The 19,491-nt window shown below is 73.3% G+C and carries 16 protein-coding genes; 13 read left to right on the top strand and 3 right to left on the bottom strand.

Annotated elements, in window-relative coordinates; translation table 11 throughout:
- Window positions 1–2 precede the first annotated feature (2 nt).
- Window positions 3–893, top strand: a complete 891-nt coding sequence (locus BLA60_RS40840; RefSeq protein WP_075138476.1) for a phosphotransferase — start codon at window positions 3–5, stop codon at window positions 891–893.
- 137 nt (window positions 894–1,030) lie between these two features.
- On the top strand, window positions 1,031–1,462 hold the full coding sequence (locus tag BLA60_RS40835; RefSeq protein WP_245812503.1) for a VOC family protein: 432 nt from the start codon (window positions 1,031–1,033) through the stop codon (window positions 1,460–1,462).
- A 50-nt stretch (window positions 1,463–1,512) separates the two neighbouring features.
- Here BLA60_RS40835 and BLA60_RS40830 read toward each other — a convergent pair whose 3' ends face one another.
- Window positions 1,513–2,904, bottom strand: coding sequence for an outer membrane protein assembly factor BamB family protein (locus tag BLA60_RS40830; RefSeq protein ID WP_075138474.1), 1,392 nt, complete (start codon window positions 2,902–2,904; stop codon window positions 1,513–1,515).
- Window positions 2,905–3,511: 607 nt separating this feature from the next.
- On the opposite strand from BLA60_RS40830, the gene BLA60_RS40825 reads away from it, so the two are divergent.
- Genes BLA60_RS40825 through BLA60_RS40775 form a run of 11 tightly spaced genes read left to right on the top strand, consistent with a single transcriptional unit; the run spans window position 3,512 to window position 15,295 of the window.
- Window positions 3,512–4,999 (top strand): sugar transferase, encoded by a 1,488-nt coding sequence (locus BLA60_RS40825; protein ID WP_425427139.1) that lies wholly within the window; start codon window positions 3,512–3,514, stop codon window positions 4,997–4,999.
- The gene (locus BLA60_RS40820) at window positions 4,996–6,231 is read left to right on the top strand and encodes a class I SAM-dependent methyltransferase (protein ID WP_154814970.1); all 1,236 of its coding nucleotides are present in this window, start codon (window positions 4,996–4,998) and stop codon (window positions 6,229–6,231) included. Before BLA60_RS40825 ends, BLA60_RS40820 begins: the two co-directional genes overlap by 4 nt.
- Window positions 6,228–7,139, top strand: coding sequence for a glycosyltransferase family protein (locus tag BLA60_RS40815; protein ID WP_245812502.1), 912 nt, complete (start codon window positions 6,228–6,230; stop codon window positions 7,137–7,139). The genes BLA60_RS40820 and BLA60_RS40815 overlap by 4 nt, the downstream gene beginning before the upstream one ends.
- Complete coding sequence (locus BLA60_RS40810) at window positions 7,136–7,780, top strand: PIG-L deacetylase family protein (protein ID WP_075138472.1); 645 nt, start codon at window positions 7,136–7,138, stop codon at window positions 7,778–7,780. Before BLA60_RS40815 ends, BLA60_RS40810 begins: the two co-directional genes overlap by 4 nt.
- A gap of 3 nt (window positions 7,781–7,783) precedes the next feature.
- Window positions 7,784–8,812, top strand: a complete 1,029-nt coding sequence (locus tag BLA60_RS40805) for an NAD-dependent epimerase/dehydratase family protein (protein ID WP_075138471.1) — start codon at window positions 7,784–7,786, stop codon at window positions 8,810–8,812.
- A complete protein-coding gene (locus BLA60_RS40800) occupies window positions 8,809–10,074 on the top strand; it encodes a DUF4910 domain-containing protein (protein WP_075138470.1) in 1,266 nt (421 codons plus the stop codon). The genes BLA60_RS40805 and BLA60_RS40800 overlap by 4 nt, the downstream gene beginning before the upstream one ends.
- Before the next feature lie 5 nt (window positions 10,075–10,079).
- Complete coding sequence (locus BLA60_RS40795) at window positions 10,080–11,321, top strand: MATE family efflux transporter (protein ID WP_211289022.1); 1,242 nt, start codon at window positions 10,080–10,082, stop codon at window positions 11,319–11,321.
- Window positions 11,318–12,262, top strand: coding sequence for a glycosyltransferase family 2 protein (locus BLA60_RS40790; RefSeq protein ID WP_075138468.1), 945 nt, complete (start codon window positions 11,318–11,320; stop codon window positions 12,260–12,262). The genes BLA60_RS40795 and BLA60_RS40790 overlap by 4 nt, the downstream gene beginning before the upstream one ends.
- Complete coding sequence (locus BLA60_RS40785) at window positions 12,259–13,422, top strand: polysaccharide pyruvyl transferase family protein (RefSeq protein WP_075138467.1); 1,164 nt, start codon at window positions 12,259–12,261, stop codon at window positions 13,420–13,422. Before BLA60_RS40790 ends, BLA60_RS40785 begins: the two co-directional genes overlap by 4 nt.
- Window positions 13,419–13,979, top strand: a complete 561-nt coding sequence (rfbC, locus tag BLA60_RS40780) for a dTDP-4-dehydrorhamnose 3,5-epimerase (RefSeq protein WP_075138466.1) — start codon at window positions 13,419–13,421, stop codon at window positions 13,977–13,979. The genes BLA60_RS40785 and rfbC overlap by 4 nt, the downstream gene beginning before the upstream one ends.
- Window positions 13,976–15,295, top strand: a complete 1,320-nt coding sequence (locus BLA60_RS40775) for a glutamate-1-semialdehyde 2,1-aminomutase (RefSeq protein WP_075138465.1) — start codon at window positions 13,976–13,978, stop codon at window positions 15,293–15,295. Before rfbC ends, BLA60_RS40775 begins: the two co-directional genes overlap by 4 nt.
- On the opposite strand, the gene BLA60_RS40770 is transcribed toward BLA60_RS40775, so the two are convergent.
- Both BLA60_RS40770 and BLA60_RS40765 read right to left on the bottom strand, forming a co-directional pair.
- The gene (locus tag BLA60_RS40770) at window positions 15,286–15,870 is read right to left on the bottom strand and encodes a phosphatase PAP2 family protein (protein ID WP_075138464.1); all 585 of its coding nucleotides are present in this window, start codon (window positions 15,868–15,870) and stop codon (window positions 15,286–15,288) included. The two genes, BLA60_RS40775 and BLA60_RS40770, sit on opposite strands and share 10 nt — an antisense overlap.
- A 38-nt stretch (window positions 15,871–15,908) precedes the next feature.
- The gene (locus BLA60_RS40765; protein ID WP_075138463.1) at window positions 15,909–19,487 is read right to left on the bottom strand and encodes a CHAT domain-containing protein; all 3,579 of its coding nucleotides are present in this window, start codon (window positions 19,485–19,487) and stop codon (window positions 15,909–15,911) included.
- Window positions 19,488–19,491 lie beyond the last annotated feature (4 nt).

The following is a 19,491-nucleotide window of genomic DNA, read 5'->3' as shown; positions in this document are numbered from 1 at the left end:
CTATGGCGGAAGATCCCCCGGGGCTGACGGCGCTCGCGGCGGCGTGTGCCGTGTTCGGCCTGGAAGACACCGACGCACGCCTGCTGCACCACCGGTCGAACGTGGTGTACCTGCTTCCCCGGGACCAGGTTGTCGTTCGTCTGGCGCCGGCTACGGACCTGCGTCGAGAACGAGCTGCCACCGTGATCAAGGTGACCCGCTGGCTTGCCGAGCACCAGGAACCGATCGCCCTGGCCCCCGTTCCGGGTGACCAGCCGGTGTTCGCGGGATCCGCGATCGCCACGTTCTGGCCGTACCGGCCGACGACCCCGCCGCCGACGCTCGGTGAGTTGGCGCGACTGGTGCACCGTCTGCACCAGGTGCCGCCGCCGCCATTCCCGCTGCCCCGGTACCGCCCGTTGTACCGCCTTCGCGAAGCTTTGGACATCGACCGACACCGATCCGACCCGGTGCTCACCGGCACGACGCGAGCGTGGTTGGAAGGCCGAGTCACCGCTCTGCTCGACAACTACGCCCGGACGACCTTCCCGCTCGGGTTCGGTCTCGTGCACGCCGACGCCCACAGCGAGAACCTCGTCCGCCAGGGCGACGGCTGGGTCTTGATCGACTGGGACCAGACCTGCCTGGGGCCTCGCGAGCTCGACCTTCTCACCGGCCTGCCCGACCACTTCAACGAATCCGAATCCGCCCGAACCACGTTCCTCACCGCCTACGGGTACGACCTGACCCGCTGGCCCAGCTGGCCCCTGCTCCGCGACATAGCCGAACTGCACTCACTGGCCGCCTACATCCGCCTCGCGCCTACCAAACCCGCCGCTGCCAACGAACTTGCCCGGCGGGTGTACTCGCTGCGCACGGGGGACCGGTCCGTCCGCTGGGAGGCGGTCTCGTAACCCGTACTGGTGGTGCCTCGGAGCGGTGCCTCGCGGTGCTCAGTTCGAGCTTGCCTGACGACACTTGGATATGGCAGACGCGGCCGAACCCGTATGTCGCGGTGCGGCGGGAGGGCATCAATCTGCATTTCTTCGGGATGGACGACTACGACCCGGCGCAGTCCTACAGCACGTGCGTGATCGTCGTGGTGGACACCGGCGGGCTGTTCGAGGCCTTCGCGGCGGGGATGCGGTCCGTGCGCGGAAAACTGCTCATCTCCGGCATCCCACGGATGACCCGGCCGAGGTTGCGCAACGACCGGTACACCGGGTTCACCGTCGTCGATCCCGGGGGCAACTGGATCCGGATCACCAGGGCCACCGCCGAACCCGAGGCGCGGACCACGCTCGCCGCGGCCCTGGAGAACGCCGCGAGGCAGGCCGACTCGCACGGCGACGAACGCCAGGGGCTGAAGATCCTCGAAGGCGCGTTGACACGGGCGAGCGGCGACGAACCGGAGTACCAGGCGGTGCGGGAGTACCGCGACGAACTCGTCGAACGGATCACGGGGACCGAGTCGCGCCCCTGACCAGCACGAACGCCCCGTCCGGAAAGGACGGGGCGTTCCGCGTGGAGGGGTCAGGAGTAGACGAGGCTGGCCAGGGAGCCGGCGCCGCCGCCTCCGCCTTCCTTGGTGACGACGACCGCCGAGGTCAGCAGGCCGAGGGTGCCGTCGTGCCAGGTGAGCAGGCCGGTGCCGTGGTCGCCGTTGCTGACCATGTTCTGGCCGGGGGCGCCGGTCTCCACCTTCGGCAGGCCGGCCAGGGCGGTGAGGTCACCGGTCTTCGGGTCGGCGGCCACGACCGCGGCCGCGGCGTCGCCCTCCTGGGGCTGGAACAGGATCGGGCGGCCGTTCTCGTCGAGGTCGATCAGGCACAGGGACGCCTCGCCCTCGGCGCGGGCCGTCCAACGCTTGTCGCCGGTTTCCATGTCCACGGCGACGATGCCGTGCTGGCGGCCGTTCTCGTCGAGGCGCTCGCGCAGGTACAGCACGCCGTCGCCGACCAGGACGTGGTCGCAGTGGGTGAGGTTGGTGGACGCCGGGCAGGGCCGGGAGATCGACGGGTCGGACGGGACGAGCACGGTGTGCTCGCCGGGGTCGTCGACGGTGCCCTTGCCGGGCTGCACCCGCCAGATCTCCTGCTCGGTGCGGGTGTCGGAGACCACCACCAGCGGCTCCAGCGACAGCACCCGCGCCACGACCGGCTTCTTGCCCCCCTCCGGGTGGCGCCAGCCCCAGGCGATCTCCCGCATCTCCCCGGTCCAGCCCAGCAGCGCGTAGAACGGCTCGCGTTCCTTGTTCACACAGCTCATCCACGAGATCAGGGTCTCGTCGATCGCCTGGTAGGCCGCGGGCTCGCAGTTGCCCACCAGCGTCATCTGCGTCGGCGAGCCGTCGGCCACCGACAGGTGCACACCGCCGTCGCCGGTGGCGAGGTGGACGTAGTCGCCGAGGATCACCGGGATGGGGGTGATGCCCACGAGCTGGTTCGGGCTCATCTTCTCCAGCTCGACCGTCCACACCTCCTTGCCCTGGGTGATGTCGACCATCGTCAGCTGGTGGCAGCCCTTCTCCGCCTTGCTGCCCATCCCGTCACCGCGCAGGATCGCGACGTAACCCTCCGACGTGACCTCCCGCGACGACGGGCACGAACCGTTGCCCTCCAGCGGCAGCCGCCACGCCGCCTCGCCGGTCGCCGGGTCGTAGGCGACGACCTCGTCGGGCATCTCCCGGACCAGGTGCTTGTCGGTCCACCAGCGGCCCTCGATCCACGAACCGACCGACATCTCGACCTCGTCGCCCTCGGGCGTCCAGTCGTCGGGGATCTTCTCCTCCATGGTGAGCGTGAGCTGGGTGTCGGCCCCGGCCGCCAGATCGCCACCGCCGCCGCCACCGTCGCCGCTCTGCTGCCAGAACCAGACGCCGCCGCCGGCGGCCAGGGCCACCACCACGACCACGACGGCGATCACCAGGCCGCGTCTGCTCTTCCTGGGGGCGGGCGGCGGCGGACCGTAACCGGGGGGCTGCGGGCCGTATCCCGGGGGTGGTGGTGTCGGCTGCCACCCACCCTGCGGACCGGGGCCGGGCTGACCCGGGCCGGGTCGACCGGGGCCGGGCTGGCCCGGTGGGTACTGCTGCGGTCGCGGGGGATACTGCGTCATTCGACGAAGCTAGAGCGTCCACCGGCCCGCCGATGTCCGGTGAACACTGGACACCGGCCCCGGGTGCGACGCATGTCTCAGTGCCGGAACGGCCGGTCGTGAAGTCGTTGGGGCACCAGGAATCAGGTCGGTCCGGCGGGCGATCGGCGCAGGTCCCGGGGCCTGACCTCCCCGCTCCGGGGGATACCGGTCTCACTGTCCGTGTAACGGTCAGGTCGGGGGAAACGAATCTCTCAACGGCGACCGCGGCTCGGCCTGGGGCAGTCCGAATCGTTGGGTCGCAAGCGAATCGTCCACACCATGGGCTTCTCGGGGATGCCCTCAACCCCGTCGTGCTCGCGTGCGCGCGCGGCCGGGAGGGGACCACAATGAGTGAGCAGACGAGCGAATCCATGCCGCCCGACGGACACCGGTCGTGACCGGACCACGGCTGGGGGTCCGGCGGCGAAGACCAACGATCCTGCGCAGTCTCACCACCACCGGCGGTGAGCACTCCCGGTTACCCGTGGCCGGCTGGGAACCCCGCTACCGCCGGCTGGTCATCCTCAGCGACGTCACCGTCGCGGTCGTCGTCGCCGTCGTTCTCGGCGGGCTGCTCAGCGTCGGCGGCGCCGCCCTGTTCAAGGACCTCACCCTCGGCTTCCTCACCGTCACCATCGAGGTCTGTGCGCTGGCCGCCGGCCGCGCCTGGCACCCGGTCGTCCTCGGCCAGGGCGCCGAGGAGTACGTGCGGCTGGGCCGGGGGCTGTTCGCCGCGGCCGTCACCCTCGCCCTGGCCGGCCTCGCGACCGGCGTGGTCTCCACCCGGCCGTGGGTGTTCGTCGTCGTCCCGGCCACCGCGCTGGTCGCGCTGTTCGCCCGCTACCTGCTGCGCCAGGTACTGCACCGGGCGCGGCGGATCGGGCAGTGCCTGCTGCCGGTGATGGCCGCCGGCCACCCGGACACCGTGCGCGACCTCATCGAACGCACCAGGGACAACTCGCACATCGGCTGGCAGGTCGCCGCCGTGTGCACCGCCGACGGCACCGGCGACTCGATCGCCGGCATCGCCGGGGTGTCGGTCGTCGGCCGGCTCGACGAGCTGGCCGAGCACGTGCGGCGCGGCGGCTACCGGATCGTGGCGATCACCGCCGACCCCTACTGGAACCCGCGTCGGCTCCAGCGCCTGGCGTGGCGGCTGGAGGACAGCGGCGCGGAGATGGTCGTCGCGCCGACGCTGATGGAGGTCGCCGGGCCCCGGCTGCACGTCTCCGGGGTGCTCGGGATGCCGATGCTGCGGGTCAGCGCCCCGGTGTTCACCGGGATGCGGCGCGTGGTCAAGGGCGTGATGGACCGGGTCGGGGCGGTCGCGCTGCTGGCGATGGCGCTGCCGCTGATGGCGCTGATCGCCGTGGCGATCGCCATCGACAGCCGGGGGCCGGTGCTCTACCGGCAGCGGCGGGTCGGCAAGGCCGGCCACGAGTTCACCATCCTCAAGTTCCGCACGATGGTGCGTGACGCCGACCGGCTCAAGCCGGCGCTGGCCGGCGACAACGAAGGCGCCGGTGTGCTGTTCAAGATGCGCCGCGACCCCCGGGTCACCCGGGTCGGCGCGGTCCTGCGGCGCTACTCGCTCGACGAGCTGCCGCAGCTGCTCAACGTGCTCGCCGGCGCCATGTCGCTGGTGGGGCCCCGGCCGCCGCTGCCCCAGGAGTGCGCCCGCTACGAGCCGGACATGCGGCGCCGGCTGCTCGTCAAACCCGGCTTGACCGGATTGTGGCAGGTCAGCGGTCGCAGCGACCTGTCGTGGGAGGAGGCGGTCCGGTTGGACCTGCGCTATGTGGAGGACTGGTCACTGGCCATGGACGTGATGATCCTGTGGAAGACGTTCCGCGCCGTGCTCGGCGGACAGGGGGCGTACTGATGCGGTGCCGCCTGTGCGGGTCGGCGAGCCTGGTGAGCGTGGTGGACCTGGGGGCGACCCCGCCGTGTGAACGGTTCCTCACGCGGGCCCAGCTCGACGAGCCGGAGACCACCTACCCGCTGCACCTGCGGGTGTGCACGTCGTGCTGGCTGGCGCAGCTGCCGCCGCTGATCACGCCGGAGGAGACGTTCACCGAGTACGCGTACTTCTCGTCGTACTCCACGTCGTGGGTCGAGCACGCCCGGCGCTTCGTCGACGACTCGGTCGCGCGGCTGCGCCTCGGTGCCGACTCGTTCGTCGTCGAGGTCGCCAGCAACGACGGCTACCTGCTCCAGCACGTGGCCGCCGCCGGCATCCGCTGTCTGGGTGTCGAGCCGTCGGTCAACGTCGGCGCGGCGGCCCGCGAGCGGGGCGTGCCGACGCACACCGCGTTCCTCACACCGGACACCGGGGCGGGCGTGCGCGCCGAGCACGGGCCGGCGGACCTGGTGGTGGCCAACAACGTCTACGCGCACATCCCGGACGTCGTCGGGTTCACCAAGGGCCTGCGGGCGCTGGTCGCCGACGACGGCTGGGTGTCGATCGAGGTGCAGCACCTGCTCACGCTGATCGAGCACAACCAGTACGACACGATCTACCACGAGCACTTCCAGTACTACACGGTCGCCTCCGCGCAGCGCGCGCTGGCCAGCGGTGGACTGTCCCTTGTGGACGTCGAGCTGCTGGCGACGCACGGCGGGTCGATCCGGTTGCTGGCCAGGCCCAGCGAGGTCGCCGGGGAGCCCAGCGCGGCCGTGCTGGACGTGCTGGCCAGGGAGAAGGCGGCCGGGCTGCACGAACTGGCCGGCTACGCCGAGTTCGCCCGCCGGGTGGCCGGCGTGCGCCGCGACCTGCTGAGCTTCCTGACCCTGGCGGCCGAGCAGGGCCGCAGTGTCGTCGGCTACGGCGCGCCGGGCAAGGGGAACACGCTGCTCAACCACTGCGGCATCCGCCCCGACCTGCTCGCCTACACCGTGGACCGCAACCCGTACAAGCACGGCCGGTTCACCCCGGGCACCCGGATCCCGATCCTGGAGCCCGAGCGCATCGCCGCCGACCGGCCGGACTACGTGCTGGTGCTGCCGTGGAACCTGCGCACCGAGCTGACCGACCAACTGTCCTTCGTGGGCGGTTGGGGTGGGCGGCTGGTCTTCCCGATCCCCCGTCTCGAGATCGTCGAGGTGAACCCATGAAGGTCGTCCTGTTCTGCGGCGGTTACGGGATGCGGATGCGCGCCGGCGCCGCCGACGACGTGCCCAAGCCGATGGCGATGGTCGGGCCGCGACCGCTGATCTGGCACGTGATGCGCTACTACGCGCACTTCGGGCACACCGAGTTCGTGCTGTGCCTTGGCTACGGGGCGCACCACATCAAGAACTTCTTCCTCAACTACGAGGAGACGGTGTCCAACGACTTCGTGTTGCGCGGCGGCCGGGCGACGCTGCTGTCCACCGACATCGCCGACTGGTCGATCTCGTTCGTGCAGACCGGGATCTCCTCGGCGATCGGTGAGCGGCTGCGCCGGGTGCGCGAGCACCTCGACGGCGACGAGATGTTCCTGGCCAACTACGCCGACGTGCTGACCGACGCGCCGCTGGACGTGATGGTCGACCGGTTCACCGCCAGCGACGCCGGCGCGTCGATGATGGTGGTGCCGCCGCAGTCGTCGTTCCACTGCGTGGAGATGGGCGAGGACAACCGGGTGGGTGCGATCACCGCGGTGAGCGAGATGCCGCTGTGGGAGAACGGCGGCTACTTCGTGCTGCGCCAGGAGATCTTCGACCACCTCCCGCCGGACGGTGACCTGGTCGCCGACGGCTGTGGGGAGCTGGCCAAGCGCGGGCGGCTGCTCGCCTACCCGTACCGGGGTTTCTGGAAGCCGACCGACACCGTCAAGGAACGCTTCGCCCTCGACGACGGCTACTCCCGTGGCGAACGGCCGTGGGCGTTGTGGGAGTCCCGGCCGGCGCCAGGAGCGAAGGAGCGGTCGGCGTCTGGACTGAGGAGCGCGCGCAGGCGCGCCAGCGCCGAGCACGCGACGAGGGAAGACGCCGACTCAGCGGATGAGCGGGGCGCCCAGGAGAAACAGGTGCTCGTGTGATTGGACTTGCTGGTGCGGTCCGGCGCGTGGTCGCCCTGGGTGCTCACTGTGACGACATCGCGATCGGGGCCGGGGCGACGCTGTTCGCGCTGTGCGACGCCACGCCGGGGATCCGGGTGGACGCGCTGGTGCTGTCCGGGGGCGGGACCGAGCGGGAGGCCGAGGAGCACGCGGCGCTGGCCGCGTTCTGTCCCGGGGCCGACCTGGCGCTGACCGTGCTGAAGATCCCCGACGGGCGGCTGCCGGCGCACTGGGACGAGGCCAAGAACGCCCTGGAGACCCTGCGCGCGGGCACCGACCCGGACCTGGTGCTCGCGCCGCGCGTGGACGACGCGCACCAGGACCACCGGGGCCTGGCCCAGCTCGTGCCGACGGCCTTCCGCGACCACCTGGTGCTCGGCTACGAGATCGTCAAGTGGGACGGCGACCTCGCCCCGCCCAACGCCTACCAGCCGCTGACGGCCGAACTCGCCGAGAAAAAGGTCGAGCTGCTGCAACGGCACTACCCCTCGCAGCGACACCGTCCGTGGTACGACCGGGAGGTCTTCCTCGGGCTGGCCAGGATCCGTGGCATCGAGTGCCAGGCCCGCTACGCCGAGGCGTTCCACGTCACCAAGCTGATCCTCGACCTGAAGGGCTGAACGATGCGTGTGCTGCTGACCGGTCACCTCGGCTACCTCGGCACCGTGATGGCGCCGGTGCTCACGGCAGCCGGCCACGACGTGGTCGGGCTGGACTCCGGCCTGTTCGACCGGTGCGTGCTCGGCCCGGCCCCCACCGACCCGCCCGGTCACACCGTCGACCTGCGGGACGTCACCGCCGCCGAGGTGTCCGGTGTGGACGCCGTGGTGCACCTGGCGGCGCTGTCCAACGACCCGCTCGGCGCGCTGGCCCCCGAGCTGACCTACGACATCAACCACCACGCCGCCGTGCGCCTGGCCCGGCTGGCCCGCGACGCCGGTGTCTCCCGGTTCCTCTACGCCTCCACCTGCTCGGTGTACGGGGCGGCCGGCGGCGACGAGCTGGTCGGGGAGGACGCGCCGCTGCGGCCGGTGACCCCGTACGCGGAGTCCAAGGTCCGCGTCGAGGACGACCTGCACGAGCTGGCCGACGGCGACTTCACCCCCGTGTACCTGCGCAACGCCACCGCGTTCGGCTTCTCGCCCCGGCTGCGCGCGGACATCGTGCTGAACAACCTGGTCGGGCACGCGCACCTGTCCGGGGAGGTGCTGGTGCTCTCCGACGGCACGCCGTGGCGGCCGCTGGTGCACGCCCGTGACATCGCCTCGGCGTTCCTGGCGGCGCTGGAGGCGCCGCGCGAGGCGGTGCACGACCGGGCGTTCAACATCGGCACCGAGGCCAACAACGTGACGGTCGCGCAGATCGCCGCCGAGGTGGTCGAGGCGGTGCCAGGGTCGCGGCTGCGGATCACCGGGGAGGCCGGCGCCGACCCGCGTTCCTACCGGGTCGACTTCGCCCGTTTCCGCGCGGCGGTCCCCGGGTTCGCCTGTGCCTGGTCGGTGCGTGACGGCGCGCGGGAGCTGATCGAGGCCTACCGGCGCCACGGCCTGACCCGCGAGGACTTCGACCAGCGGTTCACCCGGTTGACCTGGCTGCGCGAACACGGCGCCGCGGACCAGTCCCTGCGGCCCGCCGCGCAACCCGCCAGATGACCACCGGCCCCTGGATGCACACGCTGGTGTCGCGGCTGTACCCGTTGTGCCGCAGCATCACCGGCGACGGCGTGCGGCAGACGCTGGCGATCGTCGGCGAGCACCTGCCGCTGACCGTGCACGAGGTGCCGACCGGGACGCCGGTGCTGGACTGGACGGTGCCCCAGGAGTGGAACATCCGCGACGCCTACGTCGCCGACGCGAGCGGCCGGCGGGTGATCGACTTCCGGGAGTCGAACCTGCACGTGGTGGGCTACAGCGTGCCGGTGGCGACCCGGCTGCCGCTGGCGGAGCTGCGCGAGCACCTGCACACGCTGCCCGACCAGCCAGCACTCGTGCCGTACCGCACCAGCTACTACGCGCCGACCTGGGGCTTCTGCCTCGCACAGTCCACATTGGACTCTCTGCCGGACGGCGAGTACGAGGTGTGTGTCGACTCGACGCTGGCCGACGGCTCGCTGACCTACGCCGAACACGTCGTGCCGGGGCAGGTCGAGGACGAGGTGATCGTCAGCGCCCACGTGTGCCACCCGTCGCTGGCCAACGACAACCTGGCGGGGATCGCGGTCGCCGTCGGGTTGGCGCTGTCGCTGGAGAACCCTTACTACACCTACCGGTTCGTCTTCGCGCCCGGCACGATCGGCGCCATCACCTGGCTCGCGCGCAACGCGCAGCGGATCGACCGGGTGCGGCACGGGATCGTGCTGGCCTGCGCCGGCGACCGGGGATCGTTGACCTACAAGAGAAGTCGCCGGGGCGACGCGCCGATCGACCAGGTAATGGAGTACGTGCTGCGCGACCGCCCGCACGAGATCCGCGAGTTCACGCCCTACGGCTACGACGAGCGCCAGTACTGCTCACCCGGCTTCGACCTGGGGGTCGGCTCGCTGACCCGCACCCCCTACGCCGGCTACCCCGAGTACCACACCTCCGGCGACAACCCCGACCTCGTCAGCCCGGAGTCCATGGTGGACACCCTGGAGGTGCTGCGGGAGGCGGTGGCGGTGCTGGACCGGGACCGGCGCTACGTCAACCTGTCGCCCTACGGCGAGCCGCAGCTGGGCCGGCGTGGGCTCTACGACTCCCTCGGCGGGCGCAGCGACGCCCACGACGCCCAGCTGGCGATGCTCTGGGTGCTCAACCTGGCCGACGGCCAGCACTCCCTGCTGGACACCGCGCGACGCGCCGGCCTGCCGTTCACGTCGGTGGCCGCCGCCGCTGACGCGTTGCTGGCCGCCGGATTGCTGAAGGACGCCCCGTGAGGGGGTTGGCCGGGCGGCTGACCTGGGGACTGGGTGACCAGGCACTGTCGAGCATGACGAACTTCGTCGTCGGGGTGTTCGTCGCGCGGGAACTGGGGGTGGCCGGGTTCGGGCTGTTCAGCCTGGCCTGGGTGACCTACGGCGTGGTGCTCAACGTCTCGCGGGGGTTGGCGACCGACCCGCTGGTGGTGCGTTTCTCCGGCGTCGAGCACGGCACGTGGGCGCGGGCGACCGCGCGCGCCGCCGGCACGGCGATCGCCGTCGGCCTCGCGTTCGGGGTGGTGAGCGTGCTCGCCGGGCTGGTGATCGGTGGGCAGCTGGGGGCGGCGTTCGTGGCGCTCGGGGTGGTCGCCCCGGCGATGCTGCTGCAGGACAGCTGGCGGTTCGCGTTCTTCGCCGCCGGCACCGGGCGGCGCGCGTTGCTCAACGACCTGGCCTGGGCGGGCGCGATGGTGCCGGCGCTGCTGGTCGCCTCGGCGCACGGCCAGGTGTGGGCGTTCGTGCTGGCCTGGGGCGGCTCGTCGGTGGTGGCCGCCGGCTGCGGGTGGTGGCAGAGCGGGATCCGGCCCACGCCGGGCGGGGTCGGCGACTGGGTGCGCGCGCACCGCGAACTCGGCACGCGCTACCTGGTGGAGAACGTCAGCAACTCCGGCGCCGGGCAGCTGCGGATGTACGGCCTCGGCGCGATCGCCGGCCTGGCCGACGTCGGCGCCCTGCGGGGCGCGGAGCTGCTGCTCGGCCCGTTCCTGGCGCTGCTGATGGGCCTGAACCTGGTCGCCGTGCCGGAGGCGGCGCGGGTGCTGCGCCAGGCCCCGCACCGGCTCGCCCGGTTCTGCCTGGCGCTGGGCGGGGTGCAGGCGCTGGCGGCGGCGAGCTGGGGAGCGGCGCTGCTGTTCGCGGTGCCCGACACGCTGGGCGAGCTGGTGCTCGACGACGTGTGGGGGCCGGCGTCCGCGCTGATCCTGCCGGTGTCGCTGTCGGTGACCGGGGCCGGTGTGGTGGCCGGGGCGAGCGCGGGGCTGCGGGCGCTGGGCGCCGCGCGGCGGAGTCTGCGCGCCCAGCTGCTGGCCTCGGCCGGCTACCTGGGCGCCGCGCTGGCCGGCGCGGCCGCCGCCGGGGCGCCCGGCGCGGCCTGGGGGTCGGCGATCGCCATGTGGTGCGGGGCGCTGGCCTGGTGGGCGCACCTGCGGGCGGCGCTGCGTGAGCACGAACCTGACCGAGTACCAGCGGAGATGGGGACGAGATGAACACGGTGCCACGGCTGAGCATCGGCCTGCCGGTCTACAACGGCGAGGAGTTCCTCGCCGAGTCGCTGGACGCGCTGCTCGGCCAGACCTTCCACGACTTCGAGCTGATCATCACCGACAACGCGTCCACCGACGCCACCGAACAGGTCGCCCGCGACTACGTCGCCAGGGACTCGCGGGTGCGCTACCTGAAGCTGGAACGCAACATCGGCGCGGCGCCCAACCACAACCACGTGTTCACCCTGGCCAGGGGCGAGCTGTTCAAGTGGGCCTCGCACGACGACCTGTACGGCCGGGAGCTGCTGGCCCGGTGTGTGCGCGAACTCGACGAGCACCCCGAGGCGGTGCTCGCGCACGCCGGGCAGGCCATCATCGACGGCGACGGCGCGGTCACCGTGACCTTCGACTACCGGCTGGCCACCGACTCGCCGCACGCCCCGCAACGCTTCCGCAGTCTGCTGTTCGAGCCGGGCGGCGACGACTTCTACGGCGTGATCCGCACCGAGGTGCTGCGCCGGGTCCGCCCGCACGACAGCTACCACCACGCCGACCGCACGTTCGTCGCCGAGATCGCCCTGCACGGGCCGTTCCGCCAGGTCCCGGAGCTGCTGTTCTTCCGCCGCGACCACCCCGACCGGGCCGAGCGGGCCAACCCGACGATCCGGTCGCGCTGCGCCAACCTCGACCCGCGCCGCGCCGACCGGCTGCGGCACCCGACGGTGCGGCTGCTGTCGGACTACGTGCTTGGCTTCGCCGGGGCGATCAACCGGGCGCCGCTGACCGGGCGCCAGCGCCGCGAGTGCTATCGGCACCTGGCGTCCTGGCTGGGCAGCCGGGCGCGCCCGCACCGCACCCACCGGGTGGAGGACCGCGCGCCGGTCACCACCGAGCCGCTGCTCGTCGACGCGATCGTCGCCGGGCGGGACCGGCGGCTCGGGTGAGCGGGATCGGCCTGTTCGGGCTGTTGGGCTCGGGCAACCTGGGCAACGACGCGTCGCTGCTGGCGATGCTCGGGCACCTGCGCGCCGCGCACCCGCACGCCAGGATCGACGCGCTGTGCGGCGGCCCCGACCAGGTGCGTGCGACGTTCGGGCTGGAGGCCACGGCGCTGTACCGCACGACCGAGTTCACCACCGCGTCCGGGGTGCGCTCGGCGGTGGCCAAGGCCGTGGCCAAGCTCGGGGAACTCGTGCGCACGGCCGCCTGGGTCCGCCGCCACGACGTGGTGATCGTGCCGGGGATGGGCGTGCTGGAAGCGACGCTTCCCCTGCGGCCGTGGGGTTTCCCGTACTCGCTGTTCGTGCTGTGCCTGGCCGGGCGGCTGTTCGGCACGCCGGTGGCGCTGGTCAGCGTTGGCGCCGGGCCGATCCGTCAGCCGGGGGTGCGCTGGTTCGTGGTGCGCGCGGCGCGGCTGGCGACCTACCGGTCCTACCGGGACACCGGGTCGCGCGACGCGCTGGCCGCCCTGGGCGTCGACGTGCGCGCCGACCGGGTGTACCCGGACCTGGCGTTCGCCCTGCCGGGGCCGGACGCGCCCGGTGGTACCGGGGTGGTCGGGGTCGGGGTGATGGCCTACCGGGGCGGGCCGGGCGACCGGGCGCACGCCGACCGGATCCACGACGACTACCTGGCCAGGCTCATCGAGCTGGTGCGGGGGCTGACCGGCGACGGCCGGGCCGTGCGGCTGCTCACCGGCGACCGGATGGACCTCGCGGTCGCGCACGCGGTCGTCGCCGCCCTGCCGGACGCGCCGGTCAGCGCCGCCAACGCGTCCACAGTGGACGAACTGCTGGCCGAACTGGCCGGCGTGGACGTGGTGGTCGCCAGCCGGTACCACAACGTGCTGTGCGCGCTCGGGCTCGGCCGGCCGGTCGTGTCGCTTGGCTACGCCGCCAAGAACGCCGCGCTGATGGACACCATGGGCCTGCCCGGGTTCAGCCACTCGATCCGCGACTTCGACGTCGACCTGGTCCGCGCGCAGGTCGCCGACCTGTGCCGGCGCGCGCAGGAGGTGTCGGCCGCGTTGCTGGTGGCGGCCAAATACCAGCGCCAGCTGCTCGACGAGCAGTTCGCCGCGCTCTCGGCGATGGTGGCCTCGTGAGGGCCCGGCCGGTCCCCGAGATCGCCGGGGCGCTGCTGTTCGAGCCGACCCCGCACGGCGACGAGCGCGGGTTCTTCTCCCGCACCTTCGACGCCGACGTGGTGCGCGCCGCCGGCCTCGACCCGGACGCGTTCGTGCAGGACAGCGTGTCCCGGTCGCGCCGGGGCGTGCTGCGCGGGATGCACCTGCGGTCGGGCGCGGGGGAGGCGAAGCTGGTGCGCTGCTCGGCCGGGCGGGTGTTCGACGTGGTCGTCGACCTGCGGCCGGGTTCGCCGACCCACCGCAAACAGCTGCACATCGTGCTCTCCGGCGACACCCAGGTCTCGCTGTACGTGCCGGCCGGCTGCGCGCACGGGTTCCAGGCGCTGACCGACCCGGCCGACGTGTCCTACCGCATCGACCGCCGCCACGACCCGCGCGAGGACGTGGCGATCGCCCACGACGACCCGGACCTGGCCATCCCGTGGCCGCTGCCGGTCGCGCTGCTGTCCGACCGGGACAGACAGGCCAGCCCGCTGGCCTCACTGACGGATTCGGTGCTGGAGGAACTGCCATGAGGACACCGGACCTGCCCCACTCGCGGGAGGCCAACAAACGGCTGCACGACCTGGTGCCCGGCGGCGCGCACACCTACGCCAAGGGCGAGGACCAGTACCCCGAGGGCCTCGCGCCGGTGATCTCGCACGGGCGCGGCGCGCACGTGTGGGACGTCGACGGGCACTCCTACGTCGAGTACGGCTCCGGGCTGCGGTCGGTCAGCCTCGGGCACGTGCACCCCCGGGTCACCGAGGCGGTGCGCGCGCAGCTGGAGCTGGGGTCGAACTTCGTGCGGCCCAGCCGGCTGGAGATCGACGCCGCGCAGATGTTCCTGGCGACCGTGCCGACCGCCGAGATGGTGAAGTTCGCCAAGAACGGCTCGGACGTGACCACCGCCGCCGTGCGGCTGGCCCGCGCGGCCACCGGCCGCGACCTGGTCGCGCTGTGCGCCGACCAGCCGTTCTTCGCCACCGACGACTGGTTCGTGGCGACCACGGCGATGGCGGCCGGGGTGCCGCGCGCGATCGCCGACCTCACCGTCACCTTCCCCTACGGCGACCTGCCGGCCGTGGAGGCGCTGTTCGCCGAGCACGACGGGCGGATCGCCGCTCTGGTGCTGGAGGCCGCGACCCAGGCCGACCCGCCGCCGGGCTACCTGCGCGGCCTGCGTGAGCTGTGCACCCGCCACGGCGTGGTCCTGGTCTTCGACGAGATGATCACCGGGTTCCGCTGGTCGGAGTCCGGGGCACAGGGCGTGTACGGGGTGACGCCGGACCTGTCGACGTTCGGCAAGGCGCTGGGCAACGGGTTCGCCGTGGCGGCGCTGGCCGGCAAACGTGAGCTGATGGAGCTCGGTGGGCTGCGGGACCACCGGGAGCGGGTGTTCCTGCTGTCCACCACGCACGGCGCCGAGAGCCACTCGCTGGCCGCGGCGATGGCGGTGATGCAGACCTACGACCGGGAGGGCATCGCCGAGCAGCTGCACGTGCTGGGCACCCGGCTGGCGGCCGGGGTGCGCGCGGCGGCGCGGGCGGCCGGGGTGGCCGACCACGTGGTGGTGCGCGGCCGCGAGTCGAACCTGGTGTTCGGCACGCTCGACGGCGACGGCCAACCCTCGCAGGCCTACCGGACGCTGTTCCTGCGCCAGCTGGTCAGTGGTGGCGTGCTGGGCCCGTCGTTCGTGGTCAGCAGCGCGCTGTCGGACGTGGACCTGGAGTACACGGTGGACGTGGTGGCCCGCGCCTGCGCGGTGTACCGCCGGGCGCTGGACGCCGGTGACCCGACGCCGTGGCTGGGTGGGCGGCCGGTGCGCCCGGTGTTCCGCCGCTACGCCTGAGGGCGGGTGAGGACCAGCGCGGTCGCCGGCACGACGGCCAGCGCGGTGGCGAACCCGCCGAGGGTGTCGGTGGCGTAGTGGGCATTGAGCAGCACCTGCGCCCAGGCCATGGCGGCCCCGGCGGCGAGGGTGACCAGCGCGGTGAGCACGCGGCGGCGGGTGAACACCAGCATCGCGACCAGGGCCACGGCGGTGGCGGTCGCGGTGTGGCCGCTGGGGAAGGCCAGGAACCCGCCGTTGATCTCCCGGCCCACCAGGGGTTTGAGCGCGGTGGTGACGGCGATCGAGCCGCCGGTGCCCACGATCGCCAGTACGGCGCCCCGGCGGTGGCCGGTGACCAGGCAGGCCAGCACCAGCAGGCCGATGGTCAGCGCGCCGCCGACCGGTTCGGCGGTGAAGTCCACCGCCAGCGCCAGCTGGTGCCAGGGGGATCCGGCGCCCAGCAGCGTCGAGCGCGCCCACTCGTCCACGCCGGTGCCGGCCGTGGCGCCGGCGAACAGCACGCCGAGGACCGCCACGGTCAGCGCGGCACCCAGCGAGATGAGGGCGAGGGCGACCCGCCAGGAGACACGCACGACAGGGGCATCGTCGCGCCGGCCACCGGTGTTTCGCCCTACGGTCCACTGTGGACGAAGGGTGCCCACAGCCGGGGGTCGCGGGGGTGCTCGGCGCGCAGCCGCCTGGCCACCCGGTGCAGCGCTTGCGCGGGCGGGACGTCCTGGTCGCGCAGCTCGTGGAACCGTTGGGCCGCCGAGGCCGCGACCGCGTCGGACACCGGCCACAGCGTGGCGACCACGTGCCGGAAGCCCGCCAGCTGGAACGCCGAGCCCAGGTGGATCGCCTCGTCGGCGGTGACCACGCCGCCGCGCCCGGTCGAGCACGCCGACAGGTAGGCCAGCTCCGCGCCGGACAGCCGCAGCCGCGCCACCTCGGGAACGGTCAGCAGGGCGTCGTGCAGGTGCAGGCCGCTGCCGGCCGAGGCCGCCGGGTCGCTGGTGGCGTGGCAGGCGAAGTGCGCGACGCTCGCCGCCGGCAACGCGGCCAGCACCGCGCCGGCGGTGGCCGTCGCGTCGGCCAGGGCGACCGTGTCCGGATGGCGGGTGCGCAGCGCCTCGGCCTCGGCCGTGGTGCCCGGCAGGTCGGGGAGCCCGGCGGTGTGGCGCATCGCGACCGTGAGCCGGCCGCCGGTGCCGGCGGGCCTGGCCCGCGCGTGCAGCAGGGACCGGACGGTGGGGGCGTAGGAGCTGGTCACCCGGTCCAGGGCCGACGGGCCGCCGGGACGCTCGGCGGCGTGCAGCGGGAGCAGGCCCAGCAGGCCGGTCGGCACCCACCAGACCCGAGGCGGCTCGTCGGACGGCTCGGTGTGGCCCAGGGCGTCGAGGACCGGGCCGGTGATCGTCTCCCACAGCCAGGACAGCAGGCCCGGGTCGGCCGGCACCGGGCGGGTGAGCGAACCGCCGCCCTCGTCGGCGACCGTGACGCCGGTCAGCGTGGCGACCCTGGCGCGAACCTCGCCGGCGTCCAGGCCGGGCAGCGGCAGATGGGTCAGGCCGTCGGGGCGGACCAGGATCGCGTCGCCACCCGGCTGGCCGACGGTGTGGCCGACGGTATGGCCGACGCTGACCAGCACGACCGTTCCGCCGGTCGCAGCCGCCCGCAGGTCCCGCGCACGCGGCGGGGCGAGGAAGTCGGCGAAGTCGGGCAGGGCGCGGATCCGGTCGAGTAACTCGTCCCACTCGCCGGCCGCCGCTCTTCGTCGCGACAGCCACGCGGCGGCCCGCACGGTGTCCAGCTCCGGCGGGCGCGGCAGGTCCAGCTCGGCGCACACCCGGTCGAACTCGGCGGCCAGCTCCGGGTCGGCGCCCGCCAGGCCACCGGTGCCGGCGCGGGCGTCGAGCTGGTTGCCCAGCAGGACGCCGCGCCCCAGCTCGGCCAGCTCCAGCGCGCCCTCGACGTCACCGGCCGCCAACTGGGCGGCGATCGCGTCGCCGACCAGGCCGCGCCGGGGCGCCAGCTGGAACTCCTGGTCGGACCACTCCAGCCCGCGCGGCGCGCACCGGGGCAGCGCCCGCACCGCCGCCGCCAGCACCCTGGCCGCGGCGGTCGGCTCGCCCGCGCGCAACGCCAGCGTGCCGACGTTCTGCTGGGCGGCCGAGAGCTCCGAGGCCAGCACGTCGTCGGCGGCCGACAGGACCCCCTCGACGAGTCGTTCGACCGTGCCATCGGGCAGCCGGTCGGCCTTCTCGCCGTAGGCGATGGCCAGGTTGCCCAGGTAGTTCACCGACCCGTGGACGGCCGCGCGCTCCATGGTGTCGATCGCGGCGTCCAGGTCGGCCTGCTCGCCCGCGTGCCGGTACCGGGCGAGCAGGGCGCCGGCCAGCGCGGCCGCGTGCTCGGCCCACTCCGGGGTGTCCCCGGTGGCGCCGGCCAGACCCTGCTCGGCCAGCTCGACCGCCCGCGCCAGGTCCTCGGGGTCGCCGCCGGCCACGAACCGCTCCCGGTGGTGGACGCCCAGGGCGAGCCGGAAACGCGCCCGGTCCCCGGTGTCCGGCAGGCCGGCGACCGCCTGCCCGCCGTGCTCGATCGCGGTGTCCAGGTCCCCGGTGGAGCCGGTGCGGCGGAACCGCTGGGCGTGGGCGAGCGCCAGGTTGCCCAGCCGTGGTGGGCGCTGCGGGTGGTCATCGGGCAGCGCCGCCACGGCCTGTTCGCCCAGGACGATCGCCGCGTCCAGGTCCGCGCCGGCGCCGAACCGGTCGTAGCGGCGGCGGTGGCCCACCGCGACGTTGGACAGGCAGGCGCTGCGGTCCGCGCCGGTCTCCGGCAGCAGCGGCAACGCCCGCTGCCCGAAGCCGATGGCGGTGTCCAGGTCGGCCGGGTCGCCCAGGTGGTGGTAGCGCTCCAGGAGGTCGGCCGCCAGGTTCACCAGCGCCGGGACGTGGGCGCCGCCCTCGGCCGGTTCGGTGCCGGCGACCACCCGCTCGTTGAGCGTGATGCTGGCCGCCAGGTCATCGTCGTCGCGGGTCAGCTCGAACCGCGCCTGGTAGGCCATCGCCAGCTTGCCCTGACAGTCGATGTGGTCGGGGTGGTCCTCGGGGATCGCCGCACACGCCGACTCCAGCCGGTCCACCGCCGTCCGCAGCGACGCCTCGTCGCCGGTGAGCCGGAAGCGCGCCAGGTGGTCCAGGCCGGCGTTGGCCTGCCAGCGGGCCCGCCGCTGGTCGTCCGGGTCGAGCGCGGCGACCGCCCGCTCCAGCCCGTCGATGGCCGCGTCGAGGTCGGCCCGGGTGCCCAGCCGGTCGAACTTGCGGCGGTGCCCCTCGGCGGCCATCGCCAGCAGCGAGGGCCAGCTCGGGGCGTCCGGGTCGCCCAGCGCCACCGCGGCGTCGGCCCGCCGGGCCATCGAGTCGGCGTCGGCGAGGTCCCCGGTCAGGTCGAAACGGTGCTGGTAGACCAGGGCCAGCAGGAACAGCCGGGGGACCCGCTCCGGGTCGTCGGCCGCCGTCTCGGCCAGACAGCGCTCGCCGTGGCGGGCGGCGGTGTCCAGATCCTCGAACACGCCCTCGCGCAGGTAGCGGTCGAAGTACCCGTTGCGCAGCCACGCCCGCACGTCGCCGTGCCGCACCCCGGGCATCGCGGGGGCGGTCAGCGCCTCCTCGCACAGCTCCAGCATCGAGTCGTGGTCGTCGACGTCGCCGGTGCGCTCATGGCGCCAGCGGTAGGCCACCGCGAGGTTGTACAGCTTCTCCGCCAACTCCGGATCGTCCTGGGGCGCCAGCTCCAGGTGCTCCTCGGCCAGCTCGATCGCGGCGTCCAGATCGGACAGTTCGTCGTCCACCCGGAACAGATCGACGTAGTGGTTGGACAACTGGAGGAGCACCTTGTGCCGCTGCGGGTCGTCGGCCGGCAGCGCGTCCAGGGCCAGCTCGCCGTGGTCGATGCCGGCCCGCAGGTCGTCCACCTCACCGGTGAACCGGTACCGCCGGGCCAGTGCGAAACCCAGAACCGCTTGGTACACACCGATGTTCGGCTCGTCGTCGGGTAACCGGCCGATCCCGGCGGTCAGCTCGTCGATGGCCGTACCGAGTGCGGGGACCTCACTCGCCCTGATCGCCGCGTAGACGGCGTCGACCGCGCGGGCGAGCTGGGAGTAGGTGTCGGCCGGTGGTCGCTGCGTGCGCTTGGTCCACGCCATGGGG

The organism is Actinophytocola xinjiangensis (genome assembly GCF_001921215.1).
GTDB lineage: Bacteria > Actinomycetota > Actinomycetes > Mycobacteriales > Pseudonocardiaceae > Actinophytocola > Actinophytocola xinjiangensis.
This window is presented reverse-complemented; position numbering and strand designations above follow the sequence as displayed.

Excerpts from the sequence above, each read along its gene's own strand:
- BLA60_RS40765 (WP_075138463.1), bottom strand. The coding sequence starts at position 19,487 with ATGGCGTGGACCAAGCGCACGCAGCGACCACCGGCCGACACCTACTCC.
- BLA60_RS40805 (WP_075138471.1), top strand. The coding sequence starts at position 7,784 with ATGCGTGTGCTGCTGACCGGTCACCTCGGCTACCTCGGCACCGTGATG.
- BLA60_RS40790 (WP_075138468.1), top strand. The coding sequence starts at position 11,318 with ATGAACACGGTGCCACGGCTGAGCATCGGCCTGCCGGTCTACAACGGC.
- BLA60_RS40775 (WP_075138465.1), top strand. The coding sequence starts at position 13,976 with ATGAGGACACCGGACCTGCCCCACTCGCGGGAGGCCAACAAACGGCTG.
- BLA60_RS40840 (WP_075138476.1), top strand. The coding sequence starts at position 3 with ATGGCGGAAGATCCCCCGGGGCTGACGGCGCTCGCGGCGGCGTGTGCC.
- BLA60_RS40800 (WP_075138470.1), top strand. The coding sequence starts at position 8,809 with ATGACCACCGGCCCCTGGATGCACACGCTGGTGTCGCGGCTGTACCCG.
- BLA60_RS40815 (WP_245812502.1), top strand. The coding sequence starts at position 6,228 with ATGAAGGTCGTCCTGTTCTGCGGCGGTTACGGGATGCGGATGCGCGCC.
- BLA60_RS40835 (WP_245812503.1), top strand. The coding sequence starts at position 1,031 with ATGGACGACTACGACCCGGCGCAGTCCTACAGCACGTGCGTGATCGTC.